Source organism: Rhizobium sp. TAL182 (assembly GCF_002117725.1).
In the GTDB taxonomy this organism is placed as follows: Bacteria; Pseudomonadota; Alphaproteobacteria; order Rhizobiales; family Rhizobiaceae; genus Rhizobium; species Rhizobium esperanzae.
Genome location: NZ_CP021024.1, coordinates 4,341,933 through 4,355,431 on the forward strand (window position 1 = coordinate 4,341,933; position 13,499 = coordinate 4,355,431).

The following is a 13,499-nucleotide window of genomic DNA, read 5'->3' on the forward strand; positions in this document are numbered from 1 at the left end:
CTCGCTGAAATCGCCGCATACTGTCGGCCGACGCCCCTGGCATGGCGAGAAAGTGCATTTCGCAGTCGCAAGAGAAATTGAACTTCCCGTGACAAGAAGTTAAGAATTTTCTTCGCGGGTGCAGCATGCCCGTGTCTGAACGACGGAGGAGACCGTTTTGCCCATATCCAAGATACTCGTTGCCAACCGCTCCGAAATAGCCATTCGCGTCTTCCGCGCGGCCAACGAGCTTGGAATAAAAACGGTGGCGATCTGGGCGGAGGAGGACAAGCTGGCGCTGCACCGTTTCAAGGCGGACGAGAGCTATCAGGTCGGCCGCGGTCCGCATCTTGCCCGCGATCTCGGGCCGATCGAAAGTTATCTGTCGATCGACGAGGTGATCCGTGTCGCCAAGCTTTCCGGTGCCGACGCCATCCATCCGGGCTACGGACTCTTGTCGGAAAGCCCGGAATTCGTCGATGCTTGCAACAAGGCCGGCATCATCTTCATCGGTCCGAAAGCCGATACGATGCGCCAGCTCGGCAACAAGGTCGCAGCGCGCAACTTGGCGATCTCGGTCGGCGTCCCGGTCGTGCCGGCGACCGAACCGCTGCCGGACGATATGAAGGAAGTCGCCAGGATGGCGGCCGAAATCGGCTACCCTGTCATGCTGAAGGCCTCCTGGGGCGGCGGCGGTCGCGGCATGCGCGTCATCCGTTCCGAGGCCGATCTTGCCAAGGAAGTGACGGAAGCCAAGCGCGAGGCGATGGCCGCCTTCGGCAAGGATGAGGTCTATCTCGAAAAGCTCGTCGAGCGCGCCCGCCACGTCGAAAGCCAGATCCTCGGCGACACCCACGGCAATGTCGTGCATCTCTTCGAGCGCGACTGTTCCGTTCAGCGCCGCAACCAGAAGGTCGTCGAGCGGGCGCCCGCACCCTATCTCACCGAAGCGCAGCGCCAGGAGCTTGCCGGCTATTCGCTGAAAATCGCCCAAGCGACGAACTACATCGGTGCGGGCACCGTCGAATATCTGATGGATGCCGATACCGGCAAATTCTACTTCATCGAGGTCAATCCGCGCATCCAGGTCGAGCACACGGTGACCGAAGTCGTCACCGGCATCGATATCGTCAAGGCGCAGATCCATATTCTTGACGGCTTTGCCATCGGCACGCCGGAATCGGGCGTGCCGAAGCAGGAAAACATCCGTCTCAACGGTCACGCCCTGCAGTGCCGCGTGACGACGGAAGATCCGGAGCATAATTTCATTCCGGATTACGGCCGCATCACCGCCTATCGTTCGGCCTCCGGCTTCGGTATCCGGCTTGACGGCGGCACCTCTTATTCCGGCGCCATCATCACCCGCTATTACGATCCGCTGCTCGTCAAGGTCACGGCCTGGGCGCCGAACCCGCTGGAAGCCATTTCCCGCATGGACCGGGCGCTGCGCGAATTCCGCATCCGCGGGGTCGCCACCAACCTGACCTTCCTCGAAGCGATCATCGGCCACCCGAAATTCCGCGACAACAGCTACACGACCCGCTTCATCGACACGACGCCGGAGCTCTTCCAGCAGGTCAAGCGCCAGGACCGCGCGACGAAGCTGCTGACCTATCTCGCCGACGTCACCGTCAACGGCCATCCCGAGGCCAAGGACAGGCCGAAGCCGTTGGAAAATGCTGCCAGGCCGGTGGTGCCCTATGCCAATGGCAACGGGGTGAAGGACGGCACGAAGCAGCTGCTCGACACGCTCGGCCCGCAGAAATTCGGCGAATGGATGCGCAACGAGAAGCGGGTGCTTCTGACCGACACCACGATGCGCGACGGCCACCAGTCGCTGCTCGCCACCCGCATGCGCACCTATGACATCGCCAGGATCGCCGGCACCTATGCGCATGCGCTGCCGAACCTCTTGTCGCTCGAATGCTGGGGCGGCGCCACCTTCGACGTCTCGATGCGATTCCTCACAGAAGATCCGTGGGAGCGCCTGGCGCTGATCCGCGAGGGGGCGCCGAACCTGCTCCTGCAGATGCTGCTGCGCGGCGCCAATGGTGTGGGCTACACCAACTATCCCGACAATGTCGTCAAATACTTCGTCCGCCAGGCGGCCAAGGGCGGCATCGATCTCTTCCGCGTCTTCGACTGCCTGAACTGGGTCGAGAATATGCGGGTGTCGATGGATGCCATTGCCGAGGAGAACAAGCTCTGCGAGGCGGCGATCTGCTATACCGGCGATATCCTCAATTCCGCCCGCCCGAAATACGACCTGAAATATTACACCAACCTTGCCGTCGAGCTTGAGAAGGCCGGCGCCCATATCATTGCGGTCAAGGATATGGCGGGCCTTCTGAAGCCGGCTGCTGCCAAGGTTCTGTTCAAGGCGCTGCGTGAAGCGACCGGCCTGCCGATCCATTTCCACACGCATGACACCTCGGGCATTTCGGCGGCAACGGTTCTTGCCGCCGTCGAAGCCGGTGTCGATGCCGTCGACGCGGCAATGGATGCGCTGTCCGGCAATACCTCGCAGCCCTGTCTCGGCTCGATCGTCGAGGCGCTCTCCGGCTCCGAGCGCGATCCCGGCCTCGATCCGGAATGGATCCGCCGCATCTCCTTCTATTGGGAAGCGGTGCGCAACCAGTATGCCGCCTTCGAAAGCGATCTCAAAGGGCCGGCATCGGAGGTCTATCTGCATGAAATGCCGGGCGGTCAGTTCACCAACCTCAAGGAACAGGCCCGCTCGCTGGGGTTGGAAACCCGCTGGCACCAGGTGGCGCAGGCCTATGCCGACGCCAACCAGATGTTCGGCGATATCGTCAAGGTGACGCCCTCCTCCAAGGTCGTTGGCGACATGGCGCTGATGATGGTCTCCCAGGACCTGACCGTCGCCGATGTCGTCAATCCCGACCGCGAAGTCTCCTTCCCGGAATCGGTGGTCTCGATGCTGAAGGGCGATCTCGGCCAGCCACCGTCTGGATGGCCGGAAGCGCTGCAGAAGAAAGCATTGAAGGGCGAAAAGCCCTATAAGGTGCGCCCCGGCTCGCTGCTCAAGGAAGCCGATCTCGATGCGGAACGCAAAGTCATCGAGAAGAAGCTGGAGCGCGAGGTCAGCGACTTCGAATTCGCTTCCTATCTGATGTATCCGAAGGTCTTCACCGACTTTGCGCTTGCCTCCGATACCTACGGTCCGGTTTCGGTGCTGCCGACGCCGGCCTATTTCTATGGGCTGGCGGACGGCGAGGAGCTGTTTGCCGATATCGAAAAGGGCAAGACGCTCGTCATCGTCAACCAGGCGATGAGCGCCACCGACAGCCAGGGCATGGTCACCGTCTTCTTCGAGCTCAACGGCCAGCCGCGCCGCATCAAGGTGCCCGACCGGGCCCATGGGGCGACCGGGGCGGCCGTGCGCCGCAAGGCCGAGATCGGCAACGCCGTCCATGTCGGCGCGCCGATGCCCGGCGTCATCAGCCGCGTCTTCGCCTCGCCGGGCCAAGCCGTCAGTGCCGGTGACGTGCTCGTCTCCATCGAGGCGATGAAGATGGAAACCGCGATCCATGCGGAAAAGGACGGCACCATTGCCGAAGTGCTGGTCAAGGCCGGCGACCAGATCGATGCGAAGGACCTGCTGGTGGTTTACGGCGGATGAGCGAACGGCACGAAAGGTTTCGTCCGCCCTCCTTGCCAGGTCGGGCTGATCACCCGATTGTGTAGAGCCAGGCTGTTAAAAGGCCGGCTTTTTCGAAAGGCGAATAGCCTCCTCGCCTTGCCCGGCGGGGAGGCTTTTTCGTAGACTTGCCTTGCCTGCCTCTCCCAAGATCAATCAGGAAACGATTTCATGAGCAAATTGAAGATCGCCGTCATTGTCGGCAGCACTCGTATTGGCCGTTTTGCCGAACATCCGGCAAAATGGATTGCCGGGCTCGTCGGCCAACGCTCCGATCTGGAAGTCGAGGTTCTCGATCTTCTCGACTATCCCATGCATTTCTTTGGCGAAGAGCGCGCCACCACGGCGGAAAGCGACACCGCCGAGCGCTGGAAGAAGAAGCTGCGCGAATTTGACGGCTACATATTCACCGTCGCCGAGTACAATCATGCGCCAACGGCGGTTCTGAAGAACGCTATCGATCTCGGCGAGTTCATCCAGAAGCCGGTCGCCTTCGTCGGTTACGGCGGCGTCGGCGGTGCGCGCGCCGTCGAACATCTGAGGCTGATCTTCGTGGAAATGGGCGCCGCCTCGGTGAAAACGGGCGTGCACATCGCTTTCAGCGAATATCTGAGCGTGCTCAAGGAAGGCAAGAGCCTTGGCGATTACCCGCACCTCAACGAGGCGGCCAAGAACCAGCTCGATCAGCTCAGCTGGTGGGGCAACGCGTTGAAGGCAGCGCGTTCTGTCGTCACCTCAGCCTGAGCGCAGTTCGCCGAGAAGCAAAGCGTCTCACGTGAATCACGATTCACGTGAGACGTTTCAGATATCGTAAGTATGGGCGGCGTTGATCGTTGAGATGAAACGCTTGGTGCGTTCGCGCTTGGGCGCGCTGAAAATGGCTTTCGCGCTGCCCGTTTCCACCACGCTTCCAGCCTCCAGGAAGACCACGTCATTGGCGATTTTCGAGGCGAGCCGGAGATCATGGGTGGCCATGACCATCGTCGTGCCTTCGCGGGCAAGCTGACCCAGCACATCGACCACTTCCGCCGAGAGTTCCGGATCGAGCGCCGAGGTCGGCTCGTCGCAGAGAAGCACCCGCGGCGACGGCGCAAGCGCCCGGGCGATTGCCACGCGTTGCTGCTGACCACCCGATAAGGTCGAGGGCCAGGCATCGGTCTTGTGCGCCATGCCGACCTTTGTCAACAGTTCCATGGCGTGTTCGCGCGCTTTCTCCTTCGGCCACTTCAGCACCGTGACCAGACCCTCCATAACGTTTTCGATCGCGGTCTGATGCGGAAAGAGCTGGAAATTCTGGAAGACCATGCCGGTCTGACGGCGGATTTTCTGGATCGCCTGCCAGCCCAAGCGTTTGCCGGGCGCGAAGGAAAGCTCTTCCTCGCCGAGGCGGATCGCGCCTGATGTCGGGATCTCGAGCAGGTTGATGCAGCGCAGTAACGTGCTCTTGCCACCACCGGACGGCCCGACGAGCGCGGTGACGCTGCCCTCGGGAATGCGAATGCTGATATCCTTCAGAATGACGGCATCGCCGAAGCGCTTCTCGAGGTTGGAAAGCTCGATCATGCGTTTGCCTCCAGCATGCCGCCATAGCGCGCGAAACGACGTTCCAGCCGCACCTGCAGCTGCGAGAGGACGGAGCTGAGGACCAGATAGATCAGCGCCGCCTCGATATAAAGGATCAGCGGCTCGTAGGTGGTGGCGACGATGCGTTGTGCCGCCTGGAAGAGCTCCGGCACGGTGATGGCGGCGGCAAGCGAGGTATCCTTGACCAGCGAGATAAAGGTGTTCGACAGAGGCGGCACGGCGACGCGGCCTGCCTGCGGCAGGATCGTTCGGCTCATCGCCTGACGCCAGCTCATGCCGATCGAATAGGCCGCTTCCCACTGGCCCTTCGGCACGGAGGAGATGACCGCGCGGATGATCTCTGAGCTGTAGGCTCCGATATTCAGGGTGAAGCCGATCAGCGCGGCAGGAAAGGCGTCGAGCAGAATGCCGATGCTCGGCAGGCCGTAAAAGATCACGAAGAGCTGGACGAGCAGTGGCGTGCCGCGAATAACCCAGACATAAAACCGGGCAATCGCCGCGACGGGCGCCGGACCGAAAAGACGGGCGATCGCTGTGATCAGGCCGAGGATCAGACCGAAGGTGAAGGAGAGCAGCGTCAGCGGAATGGTGAAGATCAATCCCGCCCAGAGGAGCGAGGGAAGCGATTCCGCCATCAGTTGGAGCCAGTGCGCCAAGGGGTGTTCTTTCCAGTCGGTGGGTCGTGGTGTTTCGGAATACCCCTCCCCAACCCCTCCCCACAAGGGGGAGGGACTTAATCTAGCTCTCGCCCCTCACGAAATAGCGACCGAACTGCAAGTCGAGACGTTTATTTTGAGATGAGGCGGCGCCTCGCTAAAGCCCCTCCCCCTTGTGGGGAGGGGTGGGGAGGGGACTTCTTTTCAAATGGAGCTTACTTGGAAACGTCCTGGCCGAAATATTTGTCGGCGATCTTCTTGTAAGTGCCGTCCGCCTTAATGTCGGCAAGCGCCTTGTTGATTTCCGCGAGAAGCTCAGGCTCGTTCTTACGGATGATGATGCCGGAATAATCGGCGTTCTCCTGCTCGGCGGCGATCTTTACCGGCGCATCCGGTTTGTGCTTCTTGAAATCTAGGAAGGACAGGCTGTCGTTGATCGTCGCGTCGGCGCGCTTGGTGAGCACGAGCTGGATCGACTGGTCGAAACCGTCGGTGCCGACAAGTTCGGCGCCGGATTCCGTTGCGATCTTGCCGAAGTTGCTGGTCAGCGACTGGGCTGATTTCTTGCCCTTCAGGTCGGCGAAGGTCTTGATGCTGTCGTCGCCCTCGCGAACGATGAGCACGGCCTTGGAAGCGATATAGGGTTCGGAGAAATCGTATTTCTGCTTGCGGGCTTCGGTAATGCCGACCTGGTTGATGACGGTGTCATAGCGCTTGGCGTCGAGGCCGGCGATCAAGCCGTCCCACTTGCCTTCGACGAATTCGGCTTTGACGCCGAGCTTGGCGGCGATGGCTTCGCCGATCTCGACGTCGAAGCCGACCAGCTTGCCGCTCTCATCATGATAGGTGAAGGGCGCATAGGTGCCCTCGGTGCCGATCTTGAAGACGCCGGCCGATTTGATGGCGGCGAGGTTTTCGCCGGCATGGGCGGGCAGGAGGGCTGCGGCCTGAATAAGGGCGGCGGCGGCGACGGTTTTCAACCAGTTCATTGTTCTATCCATCCTTGGGAGTTGCGATCGGATGAGCGATACTTTGCAGAAAACTAGGGCGCCGGAAGCGTAGAAAACTGCGAATAAAAGCAGCAACTGCAAATATTTTTCTCAAGCGGTCGTTTGAATTGCGAATCTGGCGGAAACCTCCGTCATGCCGGAGCGCGGCGGCGCAGTCTTTCGCTGACGATGATGATGGACCCGGCACCGAGGATCATGGCCGCGCCGAGCACGACATTCGGCGTCGGGATATCGGCCCAGACCAGATAGCCAAGGAGGAAGGCCCAGACGAGGGACGTATATTCGAAAGGCGCGAGTACGGATACCGGCGCTTGGCGCATTCCCTCGAAGAGGGCGAACTGCGCGCAGCCGGCGACGACGCCGGTGGCGATGAGAAGCGCCAACTGCGTCATGTCAGGCGTCCGCCAAGTGTAGAGAACGGCAATTCCCGTCATGACAAGAAAAAAGACGTTGGAAACAGCAAGCTGGACGTTGGTCTTCTCGTGCAGCGAGGTCTTGCGGAGCAGCACCATGGCGGAGGCCCAGAGGACGGCTGCCTGCAGCGCTAGATAGACCGGCCAGGAGATCACGAGGCCGATTGGGTTGCAGGCGATGAGCACGCCGACGAAACCGACGCCGACGGCAAGCCAGCGCGCAGGCGTGACCTCCTCCTTCAGAATGAACCATGCAAGCAGGGTGCCGACGACGGGAGCTGCGTAATAGAGTGTGGTCACCTCGGCAAGCTGCAGGCGGCTGGCGGCGGAATAATAGGAAAGCCATGCGCAGAGAAGAAGGATGCTGCGGGCAATCATCGGCTTGATGATCGGTGAGGTCATCGTCTGATGAACGAGCTTGCTGCGGCCATAGGCGAGACAGCCGAGCAGGATCGTAAGGCTGCGGAAAAACAGGATCTGCCAGACGGGAATGCTGACCGTCAGGATTTTGATGATCGCATCATGGAAGGTGAACGCCATATAGGCGAAGCTCGTGAGCAAGATGCCCAGGCTGACGGAGTTTTTCACGGGAGATGCACCATGTGGCAGATGCGCCGGCGGGAATCGGGAACAGCTGAATCGGTATTCCTGCCCTTGGAGTCGGTCAATAGGACAAAATCTCGCTGATGATGCAGCTTTGTTTCACTGCGTCAGAAAAGGTGTAATCGTGCATATTGCCTGCACGATTATAAATGTTTATGCACGGTTATGTCAGTTCAGCCATTGATCCGGTAGGAACATGCAGGATTTTCTGTTGCGAGAGCGTCAAGGCGTCATTTCCGAGCGGCTGCGGCTGAATGGCCGGGTGCTGGCGGCGGAACTTGCGCTCGAATTCGGCGTCTCCGAGGATACGGTGCGGCGCGACTTGCGCGAGATGGCGGCGGCAGGCCTCTGCGAGCGGGTCTATGGCGGCGCCTTGCCGGTGTCGCCGGCGCATGGAAGCCTGACGCAGCGCGTGGGATTTGCTGCCGACCGCAAGCAGGCCTTGGCGCGGGCTGCGGCAAAGCAGATCGCTGCCGGTTCCTGCGTGTTTTTCGATGCCGGAAGCACCAATCTGGCGATTGCCAATGCCCTGCCTGCCGAACTCGAACTGACGGCTGCGACGAATGCGCCGGTGATCGCCGCAGCGCTCATCGACAAGCCAGCCGTCAATGTCATCCTGATCGGCGGCATGGTGGACCGGCAGACGGGCGGCGCGCTCGGCGCCAAGGCCTTGCGGGATATGGAACAGATTTCGCCCGATCTCTGCATTCTTGGCGCCTGCGGCATCGATCTCGAGGCCGGCATCACGACCTTCGGTTTCGAGGATGCTGAGTTCAAGCGGTTTGCGGCATCGAGAAGCAAAAGGATTATGGCGGCGGTAACCTCGGAGAAATTCGGTACGGCTGCACCCCACAGCATCCTTCCGGTTGCCCATTGCGAGTGCCTGGTCGTCGAGCACGATGCCGATCCCGCCATTCTTGCGGGTTATCGCGAGCGCGGCTGCCGAACCGTTATCGCCGAAAAAACGAACTGAGCCGCCGTCGCGGAGTTTAGAAAACGGGTGCTCCCATGCCCGATAGCGAGGAAAGACCGAGAAATGGACAGTCATGTGAATGCGCCGTCGGGGGTCCGCAGCGGCTTCATTACCAGAAGCAGGGCGGCGGTTTCCCTGCTCTTTCTCATGAACGGCTTTGTCGTCGGCTGCTGGGCGCCGAAGATCCCGGATTTTGCCGAGCGTCTCGGGCTGAGCAAGTTCGAGCTCGGGCTGATGATCATCGTCTTCGGCGTCGGCTCGCTGGTCATGATGCCGATCGCCGGCGCGCAGATCGCCAGACATGGCTCGCGCGTCGTTGTTCGGGCAACCGCCGTCTGCGTGCTGCCGCTGCTCCTGGCTCTGACGCTCGCGCCGAATGTGATTACCGCGGCAATCTCGCTCTTCCTGTTCGGCGGCTTCATCGGCGCCATGGATGTGGCGATGAACGCCAATGCCGTGTCCGTCGAAAAATCCATGCGCCGCGCCATCATGTCGTCCTGTCATGCTTTCTGGAGCCTCGGCGGCTTGATCGGCTCGGGCCTCGGCGGCATCGTGATTGCTAAACTCGGCGTTCTCGGTCATGCGCAGCTCGCGACCGTACTGGCGGCGATCTTCCTCGCTCTGGCATGGCCGATGATCCTTGCAGATCCGCCCCATCCCGATGCCAAAAAGGAGAAGACGAGGCTGCCGATGGTGCCGCTGCCGTGGCTGCTCGGCTTGATGGCGCTGTTCTCGATGGTGCCGGAAGGGGCGGTTCTGGATTGGGGCGCGCTCTATCTGCGGCAGGACATGGGGGCGTCGGTGGCGCTTTCAGGTCTCGGATTTGCTGCCTTTTCGGCGACGATGGCGACCATGCGATTTGCCGGCGATCTGGTGCGCGATCGCCTCGGGGGCGTCAAGACGCTACGCATCTGCACGCTCTTTGCCATCGTCGGCATGTTGCTTGCGAGCCTTGCGCCGGACGCTGAAATCGCCATTCTGGGCTTTGCCCTTTGCGGCATCGGCATATCAAACATGGTGCCGATCGCTTTCTCGGCTGCAGGTAATATTCCCGGCCTCAAACCCGGCATCGGCATATCGGTCGTCACGACCATGGGTTATTCCGGCATGCTGGTCGCGCCGTCGGTGATCGGCTTCGTTGCCGAACACATCGGCTTTGCCGTCGTCTTCATGGCGCTGCCGGTGCTGCTGCTGTTCGTTCTCATGTTCTCCAAGCTGGCCCATTATGCCGATGGGGTCTCCGGAGGCGGCCACTGAGCCGCCCCGGAACAAAAGTGATATGGGAAGCGGTTGACAAGCAGCCGGGCTTGATCCACCTGAAAGGCACTGTTTTTAGGGGTGCAAGAACTCTGCATGTTGTCAGCCGCCGATTTTGATCCGAAACCGCGCCGCGCTTCCGTCGCCGTCGATGTCGGCGGCGTCATCGTTGGCGGCGGCGCGCCGATCGTCGTGCAATCGATGACGAATACCGACACGGCCGATATCGATTCGACCGTTGCGCAGGTCGCGGCCCTGCACCGGGCCGGCTCGGAATTGGTGCGCATCACCGTCGATCGCGACGAGAGTGCCGCCGCCGTGCCGAAGATCCGCGAGCGGCTGCTGCGGCTCGGCATGGACGTGCCGCTGATCGGCGACTTCCACTATATCGGCCACAAGCTGCTTGCCGATCATCCTGCCTGTGCCGAAGCGCTGGCGAAATACCGCATCAATCCCGGCAATGTCGGCTTCAAGGACAAGAAGGACAAGCAGTTCGCCGAGATCATCGAGATGGCGATCCGCTATGACAAGCCGGTGCGCATCGGCGTCAACTGGGGCTCGCTCGATCAGGATCTCTTGACGGCGCTGATGGATCAGAATGCCGAGGCCGGCTCGCCGCTGTCGGCCAGGCAGGTGACGCGGGAGGCGATCGTGCAGTCGGCGCTGCTTTCGGCCGCCCTTGCCGAGGAAATCGGCTTGCCGCGCAACCGCATCATTCTGTCGGCCAAGGTCAGCCAGGTGCAGGACCTGATCGCCGTCAATTCCATGCTCGCCGAACGTTCGAACCATGCGCTGCATCTCGGCCTCACCGAAGCCGGCATGGGCAGCAAGGGCATCGTCGCTTCGTCGGCTGCCATGGGCTTCGTGCTGCAGCACGGCATCGGCGATACGATCCGCGTCTCACTGACGCCCGAGCCGAACGGCGACCGCACGCGCGAAGTCCAGGTGGCGCAGGAAATCCTGCAGGTTATGGGCTTCCGGCAGTTCGTGCCGGTCGTGGCCGCCTGTCCCGGCTGCGGACGCACGACCTCGACGGTGTTCCAGGAACTGGCGCAGAACATTCAGGACGACATTCGCAAGAACATGCCGGTCTGGCGTGAGAAATATCCAGGCGTCGAGGCGCTGAACGTTGCCGTCATGGGCTGCATCGTCAACGGGCCGGGCGAAAGCAAACATGCCGATATCGGCATTTCGCTTCCCGGCACCGGTGAGACGCCGGCCGCTCCCGTTTTCATCGACGGCAAGAAAGCGCTGACGCTGCGCGGCCCCAACATCGCCGCCGATTTCGAGGCGCTTGTCGTCGATTATATCGAGAAGCGCTTCGGCCAGCGAACGGCGGCAGAATGAAGGCCCGCGCGTTCGAATGAGCCGGTATTGGTCTGATATCGTCAGCAAGCTTCGGCCCTATATCGCGGGCGAGCAGCCGCGCATTCCCGGTCTGGTCAAGCTCAACACCAATGAGAATCCCTACGGGCCGTCCCCAAAGGCGATCGAGGCGATCAGGCAAGCGACGGACGATCGTCTGCGGCTCTATCCCGATCCCGCCGCCACCGAGTTGCGCGAGGCGATCGCCGCCCGTTTCGGGCTGACGGCCGAACAAGTGTTCGTCGGCAACGGCTCCGATGAGGTTCTCGCCCATACGTTCCAGGCGCTGCTGAACCACGATCTGCCGCTTCTCTATCCCGATGTGACCTACAGCTTCTATCCCACCTATAGCCTGCTATATGGCATCGAGGCTATCGAGATACCTCTCGACCATCAGTTCCGGATCCGGCTGTCGGATTACGACAGACCGTGCGGGGCAATCATCATCCCCAATCCGAATGCACCGACCGGTATCAGCCTGCCGCTGGCCGGGATCGAGGCGCTTCTTGCCGCCCATCCCGATGTGGTCGTCGTGATCGATGAGGCCTATGTCGATTTCGGCGGGCAAAGCGCCGTGCCGCTCATTTCTCGCTATCCCAACCTGCTGGTCATCCAAACCTTGTCGAAATCTCGTTCATTCGCAGGTCTGCGCGTCGGTTTCGCCCTGGGGCACCGGGATCTGATCGAGGCGCTGGTGCGGGTCAAGGACAGCTTCAATTCCTATCCGCTCGATCGCCTGGCACAGGTCGGCGCGACGGCGGCGATCAAAGACGAGGCGTGGTTCGAGACATGCCGGCGGAAAATCATCGCCAGCCGGGAAAACCTTGTCCGGCAGTTGGAAGCGTTGAGTTTCCAAGTGCTGCCGTCCCAGGCGAATTTCATCTTCGCGAGGCACGAGAGCCGATCGGGCGCGGCACTTCAAGCCGCGCTGCGGGAACGTGGCGTGCTCGTCCGGCGCTTCGACGAGCCGCGCATTTCGGAGTTCCTGCGCATCAGCATCGGCACGGACGAGGAATGCGCCCGCCTGATGTCCGCTCTCAAGGAAATATTGGCAGCCTGATCTAACTTTTCCGGTCGGCGATGAAATGCGCCGCGGCAATGAGGGTCGATGCACGCGCGCCGTAGGGAGCCAGCAGCGCCTCGGCGTCGGCGACATGCCGGCGGAGCTCGGTCTCGGCCCATTCCATGCCGTGCAGTGCCACGAGCGTTCCCTTGCCGCGGGCCGCATCCTTGCCGGTCGCCTTGCCCATGGTTGCGGCATCCGAGGTCAGGTCGAGAATGTCGTCGGCGAGCTGGAAGGCAAGGCCGATCTTTTCGCCGAAGGCGCGCAGGCGGCGGCGATCGTCCTGCGGGCTTCCCGCGATGATGGCGCCAGCCTCGCAGGCGAAGCGGATCAGCGCGCCCGTTTTCATCGCCTGCAGGCGGATAATGCCGGCCTCGTCTGGAGCCTGTCTTTCCGCCGCCAGATCGAGCGCCTGGCCGCCGGCCATGCCGCCGAGACCGGCGGCGCGCGCAAGAGCCAGCACCAGAGATGCCTTGCTGGCATCGGGAAGCGCCGTTTCCGGTGCTGCGACAATGTCGAAGGCGTAGGTCAACAGGCTGTCGCCGGCGAGGATCGCAGTGGCTTCATCGAACTTGATGTGCACCGTCGGTTTGCCGCGGCGCATGTCGTCGTCGTCCATGGCCGGCAGATCGTCATGTACGAGGGAATAACAGTGCACGCATTCGAGCGCGGCGCCTATGCGAAGGGCGGCCTGCGCATCGCCGCCGAGAAGAGCGGCACTTTCGGCGACCAGGAAGGGGCGCAGCCGCTTGCCGCCGTTCAACACGGCATAATGCATGGCGCTGCGCAGGGTGTCGGGCCTGACGATTTCGTCGGAGAGGGCGTTCGTCGACAGCAATGCGAGGAGCAGCGCCTCGATCTCGCGGGCGTTGTTCTTCAGCCTCGTCTCGAAAGTGTCCCGGTTCGCGTCCATCGGCGCTGTTTGGCATGCGGCA

Annotated in this window: 11 protein-coding genes; 6 read left to right on the forward strand and 5 right to left on the reverse strand. The window is 61.6% G+C overall.

Annotated features, from left to right (window positions below; genetic code table 11):
* Positions 1 to 157: 157 nt before the first annotated feature.
* Positions 158 to 3,622 (forward strand): pyruvate carboxylase, encoded by a 3,465-nt coding sequence (gene pyc, locus Tal182_RS21590; protein WP_085860688.1) that lies wholly within the window; start codon positions 158 to 160, stop codon positions 3,620 to 3,622.
* 189 nt (positions 3,623 to 3,811) lie between these two features.
* On the forward strand, positions 3,812 to 4,384 hold the full coding sequence (locus tag Tal182_RS21595) for an NAD(P)H-dependent oxidoreductase (protein WP_085860689.1): 573 nt from the start codon (positions 3,812 to 3,814) through the stop codon (positions 4,382 to 4,384).
* Positions 4,385 to 4,441: 57 nt separating this feature from the next.
* On the opposite strand, the gene Tal182_RS21600 is transcribed toward Tal182_RS21595, so the two are convergent.
* From Tal182_RS21600 to Tal182_RS21615, 4 genes are all read right to left on the reverse strand, one after another.
* Complete coding sequence (locus tag Tal182_RS21600) at positions 4,442 to 5,203, reverse strand: amino acid ABC transporter ATP-binding protein (protein ID WP_064805607.1); 762 nt, start codon at positions 5,201 to 5,203, stop codon at positions 4,442 to 4,444.
* Positions 5,200 to 5,880, reverse strand: a complete 681-nt coding sequence (locus tag Tal182_RS21605; RefSeq protein WP_064805609.1) for an amino acid ABC transporter permease — start codon at positions 5,878 to 5,880, stop codon at positions 5,200 to 5,202. The genes Tal182_RS21600 and Tal182_RS21605 overlap by 4 nt, the downstream gene beginning before the upstream one ends.
* Positions 5,881 to 6,095: 215 nt before the next feature.
* Entirely contained in the window at positions 6,096 to 6,869 is a 774-nt protein-coding gene (locus Tal182_RS21610) for an amino acid ABC transporter substrate-binding protein (RefSeq protein WP_085860690.1), read from the reverse strand.
* A 152-nt stretch (positions 6,870 to 7,021) separates the two neighbouring features.
* Positions 7,022 to 7,891 carry a DMT family transporter gene (locus Tal182_RS21615; RefSeq protein ID WP_085860691.1) on the reverse strand — a complete coding sequence of 290 codons (870 nt, stop codon included), beginning with the start codon at positions 7,889 to 7,891 and terminating at the stop codon, positions 7,022 to 7,024.
* Between the two features lie 211 nt (positions 7,892 to 8,102).
* On the opposite strand from Tal182_RS21615, the gene Tal182_RS21620 reads away from it, so the two are divergent.
* From Tal182_RS21620 to hisC, 4 genes are all read left to right on the forward strand, one after another.
* Positions 8,103 to 8,879: a DeoR/GlpR family DNA-binding transcription regulator gene (locus Tal182_RS21620; RefSeq protein ID WP_064805613.1), complete on the forward strand. Its 777-nt coding sequence runs from the start codon at positions 8,103 to 8,105 to the stop codon at positions 8,877 to 8,879.
* Positions 8,880 to 8,942: 63 nt separating this feature from the next.
* On the forward strand, positions 8,943 to 10,136 hold the full coding sequence (locus Tal182_RS21625; RefSeq protein ID WP_085860692.1) for an MFS transporter: 1,194 nt from the start codon (positions 8,943 to 8,945) through the stop codon (positions 10,134 to 10,136).
* 96 nt (positions 10,137 to 10,232) lie between these two features.
* Positions 10,233 to 11,483 (forward strand): flavodoxin-dependent (E)-4-hydroxy-3-methylbut-2-enyl-diphosphate synthase, encoded by a 1,251-nt coding sequence (gene ispG / locus Tal182_RS21630; protein WP_085860693.1) that lies wholly within the window; start codon positions 10,233 to 10,235, stop codon positions 11,481 to 11,483.
* A gap of 16 nt (positions 11,484 to 11,499) precedes the next feature.
* The gene (gene hisC / locus Tal182_RS21635) at positions 11,500 to 12,561 is read left to right on the forward strand and encodes a histidinol-phosphate transaminase (RefSeq protein WP_085860694.1); all 1,062 of its coding nucleotides are present in this window, start codon (positions 11,500 to 11,502) and stop codon (positions 12,559 to 12,561) included.
* 1 nt (position 12,562) lies between these two features.
* Here hisC and Tal182_RS21640 read toward each other — a convergent pair whose 3' ends face one another.
* Entirely contained in the window at positions 12,563 to 13,477 is a 915-nt protein-coding gene (locus Tal182_RS21640) for a polyprenyl synthetase family protein (RefSeq protein ID WP_085861020.1), read from the reverse strand.
* Positions 13,478 to 13,499 lie beyond the last annotated feature (22 nt).